15 protein-coding genes are annotated in these 16,709 nt (G+C 42.8%); 7 read left to right on the forward strand and 8 right to left on the reverse strand.

What is annotated here, in order from left to right:
- Positions 1 to 302 precede the first annotated feature (302 nt).
- From surA to AC4IFT_RS11725, 6 genes are all read left to right on the forward strand, one after another.
- Entirely contained in the window at positions 303 to 1,622 is a 1,320-nt protein-coding gene (gene surA / locus AC4IFT_RS11700; protein WP_490733236.1) for a peptidylprolyl isomerase SurA, read from the forward strand.
- Complete coding sequence (pdxA, locus tag AC4IFT_RS11705) at positions 1,606 to 2,598, forward strand: 4-hydroxythreonine-4-phosphate dehydrogenase PdxA (RefSeq protein ID WP_490733238.1); 993 nt, start codon at positions 1,606 to 1,608, stop codon at positions 2,596 to 2,598. Before surA ends, pdxA begins: the two co-directional genes overlap by 17 nt.
- Positions 2,595 to 3,404: a 16S rRNA (adenine(1518)-N(6)/adenine(1519)-N(6))-dimethyltransferase RsmA gene (gene rsmA, locus AC4IFT_RS11710; RefSeq protein WP_273838202.1), complete on the forward strand. Its 810-nt coding sequence runs from the start codon at positions 2,595 to 2,597 to the stop codon at positions 3,402 to 3,404. The genes pdxA and rsmA overlap by 4 nt, the downstream gene beginning before the upstream one ends.
- Before the next feature lie 18 nt (positions 3,405 to 3,422).
- Positions 3,423 to 3,800, forward strand: coding sequence for a Co2+/Mg2+ efflux protein ApaG (gene apaG / locus AC4IFT_RS11715; protein WP_047755704.1), 378 nt, complete (start codon positions 3,423 to 3,425; stop codon positions 3,798 to 3,800).
- 2 nt (positions 3,801 to 3,802) lie between these two features.
- On the forward strand, positions 3,803 to 4,630 hold the full coding sequence (gene apaH / locus AC4IFT_RS11720) for a bis(5'-nucleosyl)-tetraphosphatase (symmetrical) ApaH (RefSeq protein WP_490751397.1): 828 nt from the start codon (positions 3,803 to 3,805) through the stop codon (positions 4,628 to 4,630).
- Between the two features lie 303 nt (positions 4,631 to 4,933).
- Positions 4,934 to 5,755 (forward strand): S1 family peptidase, encoded by an 822-nt coding sequence (locus AC4IFT_RS11725; protein ID WP_490751398.1) that lies wholly within the window; start codon positions 4,934 to 4,936, stop codon positions 5,753 to 5,755.
- Between the two features lie 100 nt (positions 5,756 to 5,855).
- On the opposite strand, the gene folA is transcribed toward AC4IFT_RS11725, so the two are convergent.
- Positions 5,856 to 6,353, reverse strand: coding sequence for a type 3 dihydrofolate reductase (folA, locus tag AC4IFT_RS11730; protein WP_490733245.1), 498 nt, complete (start codon positions 6,351 to 6,353; stop codon positions 5,856 to 5,858).
- Between the two features lie 248 nt (positions 6,354 to 6,601).
- On the opposite strand from folA, the gene AC4IFT_RS11735 reads away from it, so the two are divergent.
- Positions 6,602 to 7,216 carry a LysE family translocator gene (locus tag AC4IFT_RS11735; protein WP_490733247.1) on the forward strand — a complete coding sequence of 205 codons (615 nt, stop codon included), beginning with the start codon at positions 6,602 to 6,604 and terminating at the stop codon, positions 7,214 to 7,216.
- A 68-nt stretch (positions 7,217 to 7,284) separates the two neighbouring features.
- Here the strand turns inward: AC4IFT_RS11735 and ftsP are convergent, their stop codons facing one another.
- The 7 genes from ftsP to nudF all read right to left on the reverse strand — a co-directional run bounded on the left by ftsP (position 7,285) and on the right by nudF (position 16,538).
- Complete coding sequence (gene ftsP / locus AC4IFT_RS11740; RefSeq protein WP_490751399.1) at positions 7,285 to 8,703, reverse strand: cell division protein FtsP; 1,419 nt, start codon at positions 8,701 to 8,703, stop codon at positions 7,285 to 7,287.
- Between the two features lie 345 nt (positions 8,704 to 9,048).
- The gene (locus tag AC4IFT_RS11745; RefSeq protein WP_490733251.1) at positions 9,049 to 9,792 is read right to left on the reverse strand and encodes a 1-acylglycerol-3-phosphate O-acyltransferase; all 744 of its coding nucleotides are present in this window, start codon (positions 9,790 to 9,792) and stop codon (positions 9,049 to 9,051) included.
- 97 nt (positions 9,793 to 9,889) lie between these two features.
- Complete coding sequence (parC, locus tag AC4IFT_RS11750; RefSeq protein WP_490751400.1) at positions 9,890 to 12,145, reverse strand: DNA topoisomerase IV subunit A; 2,256 nt, start codon at positions 12,143 to 12,145, stop codon at positions 9,890 to 9,892.
- Positions 12,146 to 12,179: 34 nt separating this feature from the next.
- On the reverse strand, positions 12,180 to 14,075 hold the full coding sequence (gene parE / locus AC4IFT_RS11755; RefSeq protein WP_490733255.1) for a DNA topoisomerase IV subunit B: 1,896 nt from the start codon (positions 14,073 to 14,075) through the stop codon (positions 12,180 to 12,182).
- Positions 14,076 to 14,162: 87 nt separating this feature from the next.
- The gene (gene yqiA / locus AC4IFT_RS11760; RefSeq protein ID WP_490733257.1) at positions 14,163 to 14,744 is read right to left on the reverse strand and encodes an esterase YqiA; all 582 of its coding nucleotides are present in this window, start codon (positions 14,742 to 14,744) and stop codon (positions 14,163 to 14,165) included.
- Between the two features lie 6 nt (positions 14,745 to 14,750).
- A complete protein-coding gene (gene cpdA, locus AC4IFT_RS11765; protein WP_490733259.1) occupies positions 14,751 to 15,590 on the reverse strand; it encodes a 3',5'-cyclic-AMP phosphodiesterase in 840 nt (279 codons plus the stop codon).
- 309 nt (positions 15,591 to 15,899) lie between these two features.
- Entirely contained in the window at positions 15,900 to 16,538 is a 639-nt protein-coding gene (gene nudF, locus AC4IFT_RS11770) for an ADP-ribose diphosphatase (RefSeq protein WP_490733261.1), read from the reverse strand.
- Positions 16,539 to 16,709 lie beyond the last annotated feature (171 nt).

Below are 16,709 nucleotides of genomic sequence, written 5' to 3' on the forward strand. Positions count from 1 at the left end.
GACAAATGAGCGAGTCGCTAGGAGCATACATCAGTATGTGACTTGCGCGAGTGAGTGCAGTCAACAACACTGCAACTCGAAGTATGACTGTATTTACCCTGAATATTTAAGGGTATTTACTCTAAATAATTCGAGGTGCAGTTAGGCGACAAATGAGCGAGTCGCTAGGAGCATACATCAGTATGTGACTTGCGCGAGTGAGTGCAGTCAACAACACTGCAACTTGAAGTATGACGAGTAAAACGAATAAACAACGTATTAGCCCGCATTTAGCGGATTCAAAGTCAATATATAGGACCATTATGAAGAATTGGAGAACGCTTATTCTGGGACTGATGTTCGCAAGCTCTGCTACGTTGGCTGCGCCACAGCAAATGGATAAGGTGGCTGCGGTTGTCAATAACGGAGTTGTGCTGGAAAGTGACATCCAGAATATGATCAACACAGTTAAACTGAATGCACAGAACGCACGTCAGCAGATCCCTGATGATCAAACGCTACGTCATCAAATCCTTGATCGTTTGGTGATGGATAACATCATGCTGCAAATGGCAAGCCAAATGCAGATCAATATCCCAGATGAAGCAGTAACTGCAACTATCACTGATATTGCACGTCAAAATGGTTTAACACTGGAACAAATGCAACAGCGTTTAACCGCTGATGGCATCAACATGAACCAGTACCGCAGTGAAATCCGCAAAGAAATGCTGATTGCCGAAGTTCGTAATAACGAAGTTCGCCGTCGCGTCACCATTTTGCCACAAGAAGTTGATGCTCTTGCTGAGCAAATGAGTTCGCAAGCTAATTATGAAATGGGCGTCAATTTAAGTCACATCTTGATCCCATTACCAGAAAACCCAACACCAGAGCAGCTCAAAACCGCGGAAGCATTAGTGGACAAAATTTTAGCTGACCTGAAAAAAGGCGGTGATTTCGGTAAGTTAGCCATTGCATACTCTGCTGACCCTCAAGCGCTTAAAGGCGGAAACATGGGTTGGTCACGTTTGCAAGAGCTTCCAGTCGTATTTGCTGAACAGCTAAAAAATGCGAAGAAAGGTGATATCGCAGGGCCAATCCGCTCAGGTGTTGGTTACCATATTTTACGCGTGAACGATGTTAGTGGTGGTAGCCAGCCTATCTCTGTGACTGAAGTAAAAGCGCGTCATATCTTGATTAAATCATCTCCAATTATGGATGATGCACAAGCAAGACAAAAACTGAATAAAATTGCCCAAGATATCCGTTCTGGTGCAGTGTCATTCGAAGATGCTGCGAAAGAAAACTCAGAAGACCCGGGTAGTGCATTAAAAGGCGGGGAACTTGGCTGGAATATGCCGGATATTTACGACCCAGCATTCCGTGATGCATTGATGAAACTGAATAAAGGCGAGTTAAGCCAACCAGTTCCTTCAAGTTTTGGCTGGCACTTAATTCAGTTAGAAGACACACGCAGTGTTGATAAAACGGATGCAGCACAAAAAGACCAAGCTTACCGTTTACTGTTCAACCGTAAATTTAATGAAGAAGCGCAAAGCTGGATGCAAGAACAACGAGCTTCCGCTTACGTGAAAATTGTTGATGGTCGCGATAACCAAGCTCAAGATGAAAAATCTAACTAAGCCGATTGTGATTACTCCCGGTGAACCCGCCGGGATTGGCCCTGATTTGCTTATCCAGCTCGCTCAACAGGTATGGCCTGTTGAGCTTGTTGCTTGCGCAGATCCCAGCTTGTTACTTGAGCGCGCTAAAATACTAAACTTGCCACTTACGTTAAGTGAATATATGCCAAGTGAGGTGCCTAAAGCGCACACAGCAAGCCATCTATCCATCGTTTCTGTGCCATTAAATGCTTCTGTGAAAGCAGGTGAGCTTAATGTCAATAATGGCAACTATGTGGTTGAAACGCTTGCTAGAGCCTGTGATGGTTGCTTAACAGGTGAGTTTTCCGCCATTGTGACAGGGCCAGTACATAAAGGCATTATTAATGATGCTGGGGTTGCTTTTAGTGGGCACACCGAGTTTTTTGCTGATCGCAGTGGTTGTGAGCGCGTTGTTATGATGCTGGCAACAGAAGAATTACGCGTAGCCCTTGCAACAACACACCTTCCGTTAAAAGACGTTTCAGCCGCCATCACGCAACAAAGCCTTCATGAAGTCATCACCATTTTACATCATGACTTGCAAACTAAGTTTGGCATTGAAAAACCCGTTATCTACGTCTGTGGGCTGAATCCTCATGCAGGAGAAGGCGGCCACATGGGTACGGAAGAAATTGATACCATTGAACCTGCATTGGAAAGTTTGCGGGCACAAGGCATCCATTTAGTCGGGCCACTGCCTGCTGATACACTGTTCCAAGCCAAATATTTAGACCACGCTGATGCAGTTTTAGCAATGTATCACGATCAAGGTCTTCCTGTGTTAAAATACCAAGGTTTTGGTAGAGCGGTAAATATTACCCTCGGCCTACCGTTTATCCGTACCTCCGTTGACCATGGCACAGCCCTTGAGCTCGCAGGTACGGGTCATGCAGATGCGGGAAGTTTTATCACCGCATTGACATTAGCTATCCAAATGACATCTAAGAATACATGAATAATCGAGTCCATCAGGGGCACTTTGCCCGCAAACGTTTCGGGCAGAACTTTTTAACTGACCAATTTATTATCGACAGCATCGTTGATGCAATGAACCCTCTGCCGGGTCAATCCATCGTTGAAATCGGCCCCGGTTTAGGCGCACTTACGGAGCCTGTCGGTAGCCGTATTGAAAAAATGACGGTAGTCGAACTTGACCGTGACCTTGCGGCGCGTTTACACGTCCATCCGCAACTCAAAGATAAATTAACGATCATTCAGCAAGATGCGATGACCGTTGATTTTGGTGAATTGGCTAAACAAGCTGGCCAGCCACTACGTGTTTTTGGTAACTTGCCTTACAATATTTCCACGCCATTAATGTTTCACCTATTCACATTCACCAACTCCATTGCTGACATGAACTTCATGCTGCAAAAAGAGGTGGTTAACCGCTTAGTTGCAGGTCCCGGCAGTAAAGCCTTTGGCCGCTTGAGTGTGATGGCGCAATATTACTGTAACGTCGTGCCTGTTCTTGAAGTGCCACCAACGGCATTTACTCCAGCACCAAAAGTAGACTCAGCCATTGTCCGCTTGATCCCGCACCGTGAGAATCCATATCCTGTTAAAGATATTAAGTTCTTAAGTCGGATCACCACGCAGGCCTTTAATCAGCGCCGTAAAACCATCCGTAACAGTCTTGGTGATTTATTTAGCGTTGAAGAATTAACCGAATTAGGCATCGACTTAAGCACCCGTGCCGAAAATATTTCTGTTGAACAGTACTGCAAAATGGCAAACTATCTTTCTAACCGATCAGAATAGAATGTTGAAGGAGGCACTATGCTTAACGAGCCGAATGTGAGCATCCAAGTTCAGAGTGTCTACATCGAGAGCCAATCTCAGCCCGATATTGCCAGATATGTATTTGCTTATACCATTTGCATTCGCAATTTAGGGCGCGATCCCATCCAATTAATGAGCCGCTATTGGCTCATTACGAACAGTGATGGCCATAAAACCGAAGTTCAAGGTGAAGGTGTTGTGGGCGAACAGCCAATCATTCAGCCAGGAACTGAATATCGTTATACCAGCGGTGCCGTTCTTGAAACACCAATGGGGACGATGGAAGGCTATTACGTGATGATTAGTACGCAAGGGGATAATTTCCATGTGGATATCCCTGCTTTTCGTCTGGCAATTCCAACACTGATTAATTAATTATGTCGACATATATAGTAGGTGATATTCACGGCTGCTATCGTGAATTACGTGAATTGATGGACAGTGTCAATTTTGACCCGCAACAAGACACTCTATGGTTAACCGGCGACCTCGTCGCTCGTGGTGCAGAGTCGCTGCAAGTTTTACGTTATGTCAAAAGCTTGGGTGATTCTGCTCGCTTAGTTCTGGGCAATCATGACCTTCATTTGCTTGGGATCTACTGCAAAATTAGCCGCAATAAGCCGAAAGACCACCTTGATGAATTATTGCATGCGCCTGATTTAGATGAGCTAATTAACTGGCTACGTCGCCAGCCACTGCTGCAAATCGATGAAGGGCGCAAAATAGTCATGACCCATGCAGGGATCACACCTCAGTGGGACATTGAAACAGCCAAAATGTGTGCAAGGGAAGTGGAAGCTGTTCTCTCCAGTGATGCCTATCCTTTATTCATTGACTCAATGTATGGCGACATGCCGAATAATTGGTCTGATAGCTTGATGGGACTTGCTCGCTTACGTTTTAGCACCAATGCACTGACACGCTTACGCTACTGTTTCCCTAATGGCCAATTGGATATGATCTGCAAAGAAAATCCGAAAAAAGCCCCTGCCCCTTTAAAGCCATGGTTCGATTTACCTAGCCAGCTACCTGAAGATTATTCCGTGTTTTTTGGCCATTGGGCATCACTGGAAGGAAAGTGTACACCAGATAACGTGTATGCAATGGATACAGGTTGTTGCTGGGGAGGCGACTTAACGTTACTCCATTGGGAAACTAAGCAATATCACCGCCAAAAATCCTACCAAAAAAGCCGTAAAGAATAGCGTTTAAACCCGAGATTTACTGATATTTAAATGACGCCATAGTGCGTCATTTTTTCTTATTATAACGCGCTTTCTCCCCCTTTTGTCTCTTTCTATTAGGATTTTTTATTTATAAATATATAAACCGATATAACATAAAAAGAATTAATAAAATTGAATATACAATTAAAATAATAAATAACTCTTTTAAAATTCATGTATTTTAAAAGTTCATTTTGAAATGCTATAAATACCCAAAGCAGCACACCGCTGAAATAACAAACCTTTCAAATATTAATTTTTTAAAAATTGGAGATATATTATATGAAAAAAAATAAATTAAATTATTATAATTTATTTATTATTTCATTAATGTTTAATACAAGTGCCTTTGCTCAAAAAATCAATAATGATATTATAAATGGCCATGATGCTAAGAAAGGCGAATATCCGTATTTAGTTGATTTAAATTATAGTAATGATAGTAATATAAATAAACATTATTGTGATGGTGTAATGCTCAACGACTCATGGCTCTTAACAGCGGCTCACTGTGTTGATGACAAGAATAGAGAGCTGTTTGCTTATATAGGAAGAGACTCTTATTACCCTGACAGCTATCTGTACAAAGCTAATATTGAGAAAATCGTTATTAATGAAAAATGGTATTCACCATTACCGGATGGTAGTAAAGAAAACAATAGTAGTGGCGATATTGCATTAGTAAAAATTGACCACCCTATCAAGAATGTTCCTTTTATTAAATATGATAGCTTGCCCAATCAACTCCCAATAAATATAGGCGATGATGTGACAATTATTGGTTTTGGTGTTGGTAGTAATGATCAAATTCCTAAGAAATTACAGAAAAAAGAGATAAAAATACTCGCAGATCGCGCTTGTATTGATTTTCCAGACGCTGATATTGCAACCAACTTTGAGCCTGAGTTTAGTCTATGTGCAGGTGATGAAACTGGAAGTGCCAGCAGCGGTGATTCAGGAGGTCCATTAATTGCAAAAAATGCACAAGGTGAAAGTGTCATTATTGGTGTGATCTCGCGTTCTCTGAATCCCCCTGCAAAATCATTTACTCGAGTATCTAAATATAGTGACTGGATAAACTCAGTAATAAACTCAAATAAGTAAAATAATAATCCCCCCAAGCTAGATTTTAGCTTTAGGGGTTCATTAATCTTTGCAACAATGATGACACAATCACGTGCAACTTATTTCGCTGACTAAAATACTAGTCTCTTTTAGTCAGAACCTCAAAACAATACCCATGAGTATTATTTTCATCTGCCTCATGATATTCCGTAAAGATAGAATCCCACTCATCGGGTTCATATGCAGGAAAATGCGTATCACCAATCACTTCTGCATCAACATGTGTTAAATAAAGCTTATTGGCTAATGGGAGAAATTGTTGGTAAACCTTACCACCACCAATCACCATCACTTCTTCCACATTTTCTATTGCTTGTGCAGCAGCGAGCGCCTCTTCAATAGAAGTCACCCAAATAACGGTATTATCCGCACCTGCAGGTTGGCTACTCAGTACGATATTGACTCGCTGCGGTAATGGACGCCCAATAGATTCATAGGTCACACGGCCCATAATCACGGGTTTGTTTAACGTATTTCGTTTGAACCACGCCAGATCCCCCGGTAAATTCCAAGGCATCGCTTTTTCCATGCCGATAACCTGATCGATCGCCATTGCTGCGATTAAGCTAATATTCATTTACTCACCTTAGAAGCAAAATATAAAAATTGAGCACACTATACGTAAAGAGATTTGCTTCGTCGACTAAATTTAAACTTCCTTAAACAGCTTTGAATCACTTATACTCGAATTGCTAAAATTAAGACCAGAAATAACATTAAAAATCATAAAAGAGCCTGTTTTCCTCTCTGAAAGTAGCAACATTTAGTCGAAAATGGTTCCTACCGCAGTAAGCCGAAAACAGGGTTAAACATAGAGATTGTATCATGTACGAAACCAGTATTATGGTAGCGACAATTGCTGCCTTAGGAATGCTTTCACCAGGGCCTGATTTCTTCCTGATTGTCAAAAATGCCGCTCGCTACCAACGTTCTGCGGCACTTATGACAGCTTTTGGTGTGATTGCAGCCATTGCCTTGCATATGTCTTATTGCGTTGCAGGCCTTGCCGTGCTGATTACCACTACGCCATGGCTATTTAACATCTTAAAGTACGCAGGTGCTGCTTATTTAGTGTGGATAGGCGTTAAAAGCTTATTACCACAGTCGAGCAATTTAGTTGATTTGAACACCACTCAACACGAAATTGTTTCCTTTAAAAAAGCCTTTATGCAGGGGTTTCTTTGCAATGTGCTCAATCCCAAGGCTACGTTGTTCTTTCTTGCCGTATTTACCCAAGTGTTGGACATCAACTCAACATTTGGAGAAAAACTGTGGTTTGCCTTTATTATTTGGGGATTAGCCGTTATTTACTGGCCTATTTTAGTGTTTCTTATCCAAAGCGCCCCTGTACGAAAAGGCTTAGCCAAAGTACAAAAATACGTCGATAGAGTGCTTGGCGTCATTTTAATTGCTTTCGGAATTCGTGTTGCACTTAGCTAATCATTAATTTTGAGTATAAAAAAGCAGGCGCTAAATAAAGTGCCTGCTTTTTGTTTTGTGACTAATAATTAATATTGCATCGTTTCTTGCGGCACAACCACCATCTGCCCCACTGAACCTAAATCCGCTTTTTCTAAATTTTGACTATAAAACAAAAATGGAAAATGGTTGTAGGAAGGCTGCATCATCTGCACTAATAGTTCAGTACGCCCATTAACCCAAACAGTGTCTTTCCAACCATAGTCTTCTGGTGGTGTTGGTTGCCCGTTACGATTAATGATTTTAAAGCGTACGCCTTCTATGTGAAATGCCTGAGGCTCATTCGTAGTGACAATCCAACGTTCCCAATTACCTTGGCGGCTATTGATATCCACACGGTTGGTATCTATAGTGGAATTATTGATGCCAAAGCCATCATTAAGGTGAATATCCCTTTGTGTAATACTGGAAGTCACTTGCGTCTTGTCTTCTGTCAACTGTGTTGGCAAGCCGTCAGTTACTAACGACATCAAACCCGTTGCTTTGATGGTCAGTACGTTCGTTGAAATCAAGCTGTTTGAAGGCTCAAACAGCCCTTTAAGCCTATCCATAAACGTAGCAGACTCACCTGCGGTGATAGTCAGCTCCTGCGTTTTCGCCATATCGATCAATACTTCACGTCGTTCACCCGGTGCAAGTGGCAATTCTTGAACGTTGACAGGAACTGTTAATAAGCCTTGGTCTGACGCAATCATTGCAAATGGGCGACCATCGCTGATTTTCATCACATAATTTCGTGAATTCGATGCATTTAATAACCGCAAACGTACCCAGCCGCGAGACACTTCGATATAGGGGTTTTGCACACCATTGACTAATAATGTATCCCCGAGGAAGCCATTTTCTTCAGCTTTATACTCAGGCACGCCAAAGTTATCCAAACGTTTGTCTTGGATGATAACGGGGAAGTCATCTACGCCATAATGGTTAGGCAAGCGAAGGTTTTTTGTGACATCATCTTCAATGATCCACATACCCAATAATCCATTATGAATTTGCTGCCCCATTTTTCCTTGAGTATTTGCATGGTACCAAAGCGTGGCCGCATTCTGGCGAATAGGGATCACTGGCGACCAATCTGCGTTAGGCGAAATCAGCCTTGCCGCACCACCAATTTGTGTTCCCGGTATTTGCAGCCCGCTAATTGTCATGGAAACCGCTTCGGGTAAGCGGTTACTGTATATCAGTTTGATATCATCGCCATTTTTAACTTTGACAGTCGGGCCTGGTGAAGAGCCATTTACCCCCCACACATCCGCAGAATACTTTCCATCAAAAGACCAATGGATTTTTTGCAATGTTAAAAACAGAGGTTGCCCAGAGCGCGATTCCAGCAGTGGAGGCACGGGTAACTCTCTAGTGCTCTCCGCATAGGCACTCATTGGCGCATAGGAAACACACAAAGCCAACCCTACCGCAACGAGGGCTTGGCATCGATTGAATGACATAAATTCTCCGCTAAAAAAAACATTCCAGCGCATTTTATTGTTAGATATTCAAAATTTTTAGCCTTTGGATTGGCTAATTTTAGATTGGCGCTAGTAATAATACGTCTTATAGACAACAATTTGCTACTTCGCTAATTTTGCGAGCCATGATATCGCGAAAAAAGATTAAATTCTAAAAATATCTTTCTAATATATAAAAAATTAATTAATAGAATTATAAATTGTGTGGATTATTAATTAGGAAAGAATATAAGCAGAAAAAACGACTGCTTAATGTTAATTGGCAGGACTCGATAAAACTAAGGGCAATGATTATGCATTGCCCTTTTTGAGTTACCGCTTAATTTATGATGCTTTTTTCATTTTTTTATTCATTTCTTCAACCTCTAAATCAAGCTCTTTGATTTTGGCTTCCATCAATGAATGGCAATATTCCGATAACTCTCTAACCTGATCTCGGCTATAGGCTGAGGTATCGATAGGCTCTAGCATCTCAATGATAACATGGCCATTATTCCAACGATTTAACTTAATTTTACCCTGCGTACTGGATACACACACTGGTACAATCGGCACACCCGCAGCAATAGCAGCATGAAAAGCACCGGTTTTAAATGGCAGTAAACCACGACCACGGCTGCGTGTACCTTCAGGGAACATCCATACGGAAATCTTACGTTTTTTGATTTGATCGGCTACTTGGGAGATCGTGTTATGTGCTTTCGAACGATTCGCGCGGTCGATCAAAATATTCCCCGTGATCCAATACAAAAAACCAAAGAATGGAATAAATACCAAGCTTTTTTTACCTACCGTCACCGTTCTAGGCAACACGCCATTGGACATGGTGACCATATCGTAGTTATTTTGGTGGTTACCAATATAGATACTTGGACCATAGCTTTTGGCTTTTTTAGGCACGCGATTGATCACTTTAAGACCAAAAACAACCGATAAGCGCCCAAACATATGGCCGAAGGTCATCACGTGTTTTGGGTTACGTGGGCTAAATAAGCAATAGATAGCACCGCCCACACAAACGAGGATGGTGTAGATAATGACAATAATCGCTCTAATAAGCGCTAACATACTAACCCCAAATTAGCGGAGTATTCGTACTCCGCGATGAATTTTAACCTTTGGTGCCCAATATCAAACCTTGATAAGGCACCCATTAAATTTATTGTTATGCGTTATCTACTGGCTCGATATCGATACGCTCAATATTGTGCATTCCACGCGGTAACGATGTCCCTTTGCGGCCACGTTCCGAACGGTATTTCTGTAGATCTTCAGCTTTAAATTTCAGTTTTCGTTTACCAAAATGCAGTGTCATTGAAGCACCAACAGGCAAAATCATCAACCAAGTTAATACATCTTCACCACTTGCCGCTTGTGCCCCTGCAATATTGATAATTTTGTTGCCTTTACCTTTTGATAACTGAGGTAAATCGGCCACAGGGAAAATTAACATGCGCCCTGCTTTGGTGATTGCCAATAACAAATCTTCCTGCTCGTTATTAAGCTCAATCGGTGCCAGCACTTTTGCATTTTCTGGTAACGAAATTAATGCTTTACCAGTTTTATTTTTTGTCACTAAGTCATTAAATGTACAAATAAAACCATAGCCAGCATCTGACGCCATCAAGTATTTTTGCTCTTCTGGCGCCATGAGAACATGCTCAATTGTCGCACCCGGTGGTAGCGTTAATTTACCCGTTAGAGGCTCACCTTGGCTACGTGCAGATGGCAATTCCAACGGATCAACCGAATAGCTACGCCCTGTCGTATCAAGGAATACGGCGGCTTGGTTCGATTTACCACGGGCTGCACCTTTAAAGCCATCACCCGCTTTATAGTTCAAGTTGGTTGGCTCAATATCATGGCCTTTCGCACTACGCACCCACCCCATATCAGACAGCACGACAGTAATTGGCTCTGAAGGTAGAATTTCATGTTCGCTCATGGCTTTCGCCTCTTCGCGTTCATGGAGTGGAGAACGGCGATCATCGCCATAGGCTTTTGCATCAGCCTGAATTTCTTTTCTAATTAACGTATTCAGACGGCGCTCTGAACCTAAAATCGCTTGTAGCTCATCACGCTCTTTTGCTAATTCGTCTTGTTCACCACGGATTTTCATCTCTTCTAATTTGGCTAAATGACGTAATTTCAGCTCTAAGATAGCCTCCGCCTGCGTGTCCGAAATATTAAAACGGGACATCAACACTGATTTTGGCTCATCTTCAGTACGGATAATTTCGATAACTTCATCAATGTTTAGATAAGCAATTAATAAACCGTCTAAAATATGCAAACGCCTTAAAACTTTGTCTAAACGGTGATTCAAGCGGTTACGCACAGTTTGGCGACGATACGCAATCCACTCTGTTAATATATCAACCAAGCCTTTCACCGCAGGGCGGTTATCTAAGCCGATCATGTTGAGGTTAACGCGGTAGCTTCTTTCTAAATCCGTTGTGGCAAATAAGTGAGTCATCACTTGTTCGAGGTCAACGCGATTACTGCGTGGAACAATCACTAAACGTGTTGGGTTTTCATGGTCAGATTCATCACGTAAATCTTCCACCATAGGCAATTTTTTCGCACGCATTTGGCTCGCGATTTGCTCGAGAACTTTAGCCCCCGAAACCTGATGAGGTAATGCCGTGATGACCGCATTACCATCTTCTTTTTCCCATACCGCACGCATACGCACTGAGCCACGGCCGTTTTGATAGATTTTACGAATATCTTCACGGGAAGAGATAATTTCAGCTTCAGTTGGGAAATCAGGGCCCGGAATATACCCCATAATCTCATCAAGATTCAGGGTCGGTTTTTCCAGTAAGGCAACCAAGGCTTCTGCCACTTCACGGGCGTTGTGTGGCGGGATATCCGTTGCCATCCCGACCGCAATCCCCGTAGTACCGTTTAACAAAATATTAGGTAAACGCGCAGGCAACATTTTCGGTTCATTCATCGTACCGTCAAAGTTGGGTACCCAATCAACCGTACCATGGCCTAACTCACTCAGTAATACTTCGGCGTATTTTGATAAACGTGATTCTGTATAACGCATCGCAGCAAATGATTTCGGATCATCGGGTGCTCCCCAGTTTCCTTGCCCATCCACTAATGGGTAACGATAAGAAAACGGCTGCGCCATTAACACCATCGCTTCATAACACGCGCTATCACCATGCGGATGGTATTTACCTAACACGTCACCGACGGTTCTTGCTGATTTTTTATATTTAGCGTTATTGCTCAGGCCCAGTTCTGACATCGCATACACGATACGACGCTGAACAGGTTTTAGCCCATCACCAATAAACGGCAGCGCCCTATCCATGATGACGTACATCGAATAGTTTAGATAGGCGCTTTCAGTAAAGGCATGAAGCGGTAAACGCTCCACACCATCATGAGTAATTTCACTCATTCAATTCGTTCCTTACTCTTTTTATCGCAGGATGTTAGACATCAATTTCAGCCATATCGCCTTTTTCTTGCAGCCAATTGCGGCGATCTTCTGAGCGTTTTTTCGCCAAAAGCATATCCATCACTGCAAGGGTTTCTTGATAGTTTTCATCATCGATGATCAACTGAACAAGGCGACGAGTATTAGGGTCCAACGTGGTTTCACGCAATTGAAGTGGGTTCATTTCCCCCAGCCCTTTAAAGCGCTGAACGTTGGGTTTACCACGTTTACGGCTTAACCTGTCGAGAACCGCATTTTTTTCACTTTCGTCTAATGCGTAAAAGGTTTCTTTGCCTAAATCAATACGGTACAACGGTGGCATTGCCATATAAACATGCCCCGCTTTCACTAAAGTTGGGAAGTGGCGAACAAATAACGCGCACAGTAATGTCGCGATATGCAAACCATCCGAGTCCGCATCCGCAAGGATGCACACTTTACCGTAACGTAGCTGGCTTAAATCTTCGCTATCAGGGTCGATACCAATCGCCACAGAAATATCATGAACCTCTTGTGAAGCTAACACTTCATCAGAAGAAACTTCCCATGTATTCAGTATCTTACCACGCAGTGGCATAATCGCCTGATATTCGCGGTCGCGGGCTTGCTTCGCTGAGCCCCCTGCCGAGTCCCCTTCAACGAGGAACAATTCAGTCATTTTTAAGTCTTGCGAGCTACAATCCGCCAGCTTGCCCGGCAATGCAGGGCCGCTTGTTAGCTTCTTACGCACCACTTTTTTCGCGGCACGCATCCGGCGTTGTGCGCTTGAAATCGCCATTTCCGCCAGTTGTTCCGCAATTTGTACGTTTTGGTTTAGCCACAGGCTAAAGGCGTCTTTGACAACGCCAGAAACAAAAGCCGCACATTGGCGTGAAGACAGACGTTCTTTAGTTTGCCCTGCAAATTGTGGGTCTTGCATTTTCACTGAAAGCACATAGGTACAGCGCTCCCAGATATCATCCGCAGATAGCTTTACTCCACGTGGCAAGATATTGCGGAACTCACAGAATTCACGCATCGCATCCAGCAAGCCTTGGCGTAATCCATTGACGTGAGTACCACCTTGCGCTGTCGGGATCAGGTTTACATAGCTTTCGGTCAGCAGCTCGCCACCTTCTGGTAGCCATAACAGCGCCCATTGGGCCGCTTCTGTTTCGCTAGAAAACTCCCCAGTAAAGGGTTTTTCTGGTAACGCTTCTAAGCCATCAACAGATTCCATTAAATAATCGGTTAACCCATCGCTATAGCACCAGCTTTGCTCAGTATTGTTGAGCTGATCCTTAAACGTGATTTTCACGCCAGGGCATAAAACGGCTTTGGCTTTTAAGTTATGGGTTAAACGGGAAACTGAAAATTTCGGACTATCAAAATAGCTCTCATCAGGCCAAAAATGCACGCTGGTTCCTGTGTTACGCTTCCCACAAGTACCAATCACATGCAAATCTTCGACTTTATCGCCATTTTCAAAGGCGATTTGATATACCTGACTATCACGGCGCACAGTTACTTCAATGCGTTTTGATAACGCATTAACAACGGAAATACCAACACCGTGCAAACCACCTGAAAATTGGTAGTTTTTATTGGAGAATTTTCCGCCAGCATGCAACTGGCCTAAAATCAATTCAACCGCTGGAACTTTCATTTCTGGGTGGATATCAACAGGCATTCCCCGCCCATCATCAATCACCTCAATGGATTGATCAGCGTGTAAAATAACTTCAATGTGCCCCGCATGCCCAGCAAGCGCTTCGTCGACACTATTATCAATTACTTCTTGAGCCAAATGGTTCGGCCGCGAGGTATCTGTATACATCCCCGGGCGACGGCGAACAGGCTCCAAACCACTGAGGACTTCAATAGCCTCTGCGTTATAACTAGATTGAGTCATGTTGTCATTCTGCGGTAATAGGTGATTAATTGAACTATTCAATCAGTGAGTTACTGTTGATAATAACAGTGTTCATGCGTTTTAGCACTATTTCTCTACCAATTGAAGAAAATGGACAATTTGAGAAAAGTAAGCGTCAAAACCAATAAAGGCATGATTACCGTCAGGTTCTACAGTCTGTTTACACTTTGAAAGATAGGTAACAGCTTCACGATAATCAAGTACTTCATCGCCCATTTGTTGTAACAACCAAATTCGATTAGGTGCAGAAAGCTGTTCGATATGTAACGCTTTCAGCTCGCCAATATGTTTCGGTTCCAGAACATATTGTTCGTGGGTATAGGGGTTAATATTGACACCCAAATAGTCTTGTAGCAAGTCAAACGGGCGCACTGCGGGGTTGACCACCACCGCGGGAAGTTGATAACGCTCTGAAAACCAAATAGAAAAATAGCCGCCAAGGGACGAGCCAACCAAACCAATTTGCTCATGTCGATGCTGTTGAATAATCGCATCCAACATAGCTTCGGCTTGCGCAGGGAAATTCGGTAATTGGGGGACAATCATATTAATATGAGGATGATTAGTCTCAACCCATTGCTTTAAGCTATTGGCTTTTGCCGATAATGGCGAACTGTTAAAACCATGAATGTAGAGTAATGTAGCCATCGCGAATTAATACCCGTCTGAGTCTAAATCAGGGCTAAACTCGCGTGTTTCTAAGCGATGCACCGTTGTCGTAACGTGCCTTTGCCCTTTTTCATTCACGCTTAACTCTAGGTATCGCCAACCTGGAGCGACAGTATCTAAGGCAAAATTTGTACAGTGTGGCTTAAATTGAACGCAAGTCGATGGCGTGGCTAATAAACGGATCCCATGCCAATTTTCATCCATTTCCTGATGAATGTGCCCGCAAAGCATCGCTTTCACGTTCGGATAGCCTTTTAAATAATCCGCTAAGATATGTGAGTTTCTTAGGCTGTGCTGATCAAGCCATGTACAACCCGATGGTAGAGGATGGTGATGCAGCATCACTAATGTGGTGCGTTGAGGCTCCGCATCCAAACTCGCTTTCATCCATTCTAATTGCTGCTCAGAAAGCTCACCGTGAGGCACGTCTTGTAGTTGGCTATCTAGCATAAGAATTTGCCATTCTTCGCCAATCAAAATCTGTTTTGCACTCGAAATTCCAGCCACCCGCAGGCTTTCTACCATCGCAGGCGGATAATCATGATTTCCGGGGAGCCAAACACAAGGTGCAGGAATACGTTCAATGCCTTTTGCAAAGTGTTGATAAGCTTTTGGTGATTGGTCTTGAACCAAATCCCCTGTTGCAACGATCAAGTCAATTGGGAGATTTTGTGCTGCGATAGCATCAAGTACCGCCTGATAGCTTTTATAGGTGTTTACACCTAACAGGGTGTTTTCTGTATCTGCAAACAGATGCGTATCAGTAACCTGTAAAATTCTCACAATGTTAGAGTGCTTTGCAGTCACTTCAAGCTGGCTATCCAAAAGTCTTCCTTTTCCGTCAATATTGTTAATACTTAACCTATTCTATTCATTACAACTATACAAAAACTCAACGCACTGACAGTTAGCTTATCTAGCTTATGAATTTTCTTCATTACCCCAAAAAACACGCTTAATTACGCTAAATAATTCGAGTTGCAAGAAGGCGGCAATCGAAACTATCCCAAGGAGCATACATTAGTATGTGACTTGGGTTGCGCAGTGCAGCCAACACACTTGCAGCTTGAAGTATGACGAGTAATTAGTTAAATATCTGCTAATCAGCACACACTTCACTAGATTAATTGTTCTTTAAGATAGTTTCATCCATTTTTCATTAAGTTTATGATAATTGAGCTGTAACCACTGAATAGCAATGACTGTTGCAGCATTATCGATAGTACCGTTTTCTACCCACTGATAGGCCTGCTCGCGGCTAACAACGTGCACTTTGATATCTTCATTTTCAGATGCTAAGCCGTGAATACCTTGGGCTTGGCGGCTATCTACTTCACCAATAAACACGTGCATGCGCTCCGTCGTACCACCGGGGCTAGAAAGGTAGCTGAGTGCTTTCTCCGTATGGCGGATTTCTAGGCCTGCTTCTTCTATCGCTTCACGGCGAATAACCTCTTCTGGGGATTCATTTTCTTCAATCATCCCGGCAACGGCTTCGAGCAACCACGGCGTTTCGCTAGTTTCTATTGCTGGGAAGCGAATTTGTTCGATTAACACGACATTATCGGTTTGTGGATCATAAGGTAAAACCACGCCTGCGTGACCGCGCTCAAAAACTTCACGGCGAATTTCATGACTCCATCCCCCCGCAAACAACCGATGGCGAAATCGGTATTCAATCATTTGAAAAAAACCGTTAAATAATTTACGCTTGGATATAATTTCAACATCATTTTTGCCAAATTTAATTGGCTGTTCTATTTTATTTGTCATTGCATTCTCCAAACCCATTAATTTCCATCTTAAGGAAATAATTGTGGATTAAAACTGTTTTTAAAGTTTTTTAGCCTTAGATGAGGTAATGTTTAATAAAATTGAGACAAAATGGCACAAAAGGCTACCGTTAATTCAAACGAACCTCTGCTACAATAAGCGCCATTATTC

This window comes from Providencia sp. UF-183, from assembly GCF_058246155.1.

What these genes read in the sequence shown, in the direction of transcription:
- rsmA (WP_273838202.1), top strand. Translation starts at nt 2,595, where the DNA reads ATGAATAATCGAGTCCATCAGGGGCACTTTGCCCGCAAACGTTTCGGG.
- folA (WP_490733245.1), bottom strand. Translation starts at nt 6,353, where the DNA reads ATGAATATTAGCTTAATCGCAGCAATGGCGATCGATCAGGTTATCGGC.
- parE (WP_490733255.1), bottom strand. Translation starts at nt 14,075, where the DNA reads ATGACTCAATCTAGTTATAACGCAGAGGCTATTGAAGTCCTCAGTGGT.
- AC4IFT_RS11735 (WP_490733247.1), top strand. Translation starts at nt 6,602, where the DNA reads ATGTACGAAACCAGTATTATGGTAGCGACAATTGCTGCCTTAGGAATG.
- apaH (WP_490751397.1), top strand. Translation starts at nt 3,803, where the DNA reads ATGTCGACATATATAGTAGGTGATATTCACGGCTGCTATCGTGAATTA.
- pdxA (WP_490733238.1), top strand. Translation starts at nt 1,606, where the DNA reads ATGAAAAATCTAACTAAGCCGATTGTGATTACTCCCGGTGAACCCGCC.
- surA (WP_490733236.1), top strand. Translation starts at nt 303, where the DNA reads ATGAAGAATTGGAGAACGCTTATTCTGGGACTGATGTTCGCAAGCTCT.
- parC (WP_490751400.1), bottom strand. Translation starts at nt 12,145, where the DNA reads ATGAGTGAAATTACTCATGATGGTGTGGAGCGTTTACCGCTTCATGCC.
- yqiA (WP_490733257.1), bottom strand. Translation starts at nt 14,744, where the DNA reads ATGGCTACATTACTCTACATTCATGGTTTTAACAGTTCGCCATTATCG.
- nudF (WP_490733261.1), bottom strand. Translation starts at nt 16,538, where the DNA reads ATGACAAATAAAATAGAACAGCCAATTAAATTTGGCAAAAATGATGTT.
- apaG (WP_047755704.1), top strand. Translation starts at nt 3,423, where the DNA reads ATGCTTAACGAGCCGAATGTGAGCATCCAAGTTCAGAGTGTCTACATC.
- ftsP (WP_490751399.1), bottom strand. Translation starts at nt 8,703, where the DNA reads ATGTCATTCAATCGATGCCAAGCCCTCGTTGCGGTAGGGTTGGCTTTG.
- AC4IFT_RS11725 (WP_490751398.1), top strand. Translation starts at nt 4,934, where the DNA reads ATGAAAAAAAATAAATTAAATTATTATAATTTATTTATTATTTCATTA.
- AC4IFT_RS11745 (WP_490733251.1), bottom strand. Translation starts at nt 9,792, where the DNA reads ATGTTAGCGCTTATTAGAGCGATTATTGTCATTATCTACACCATCCTC.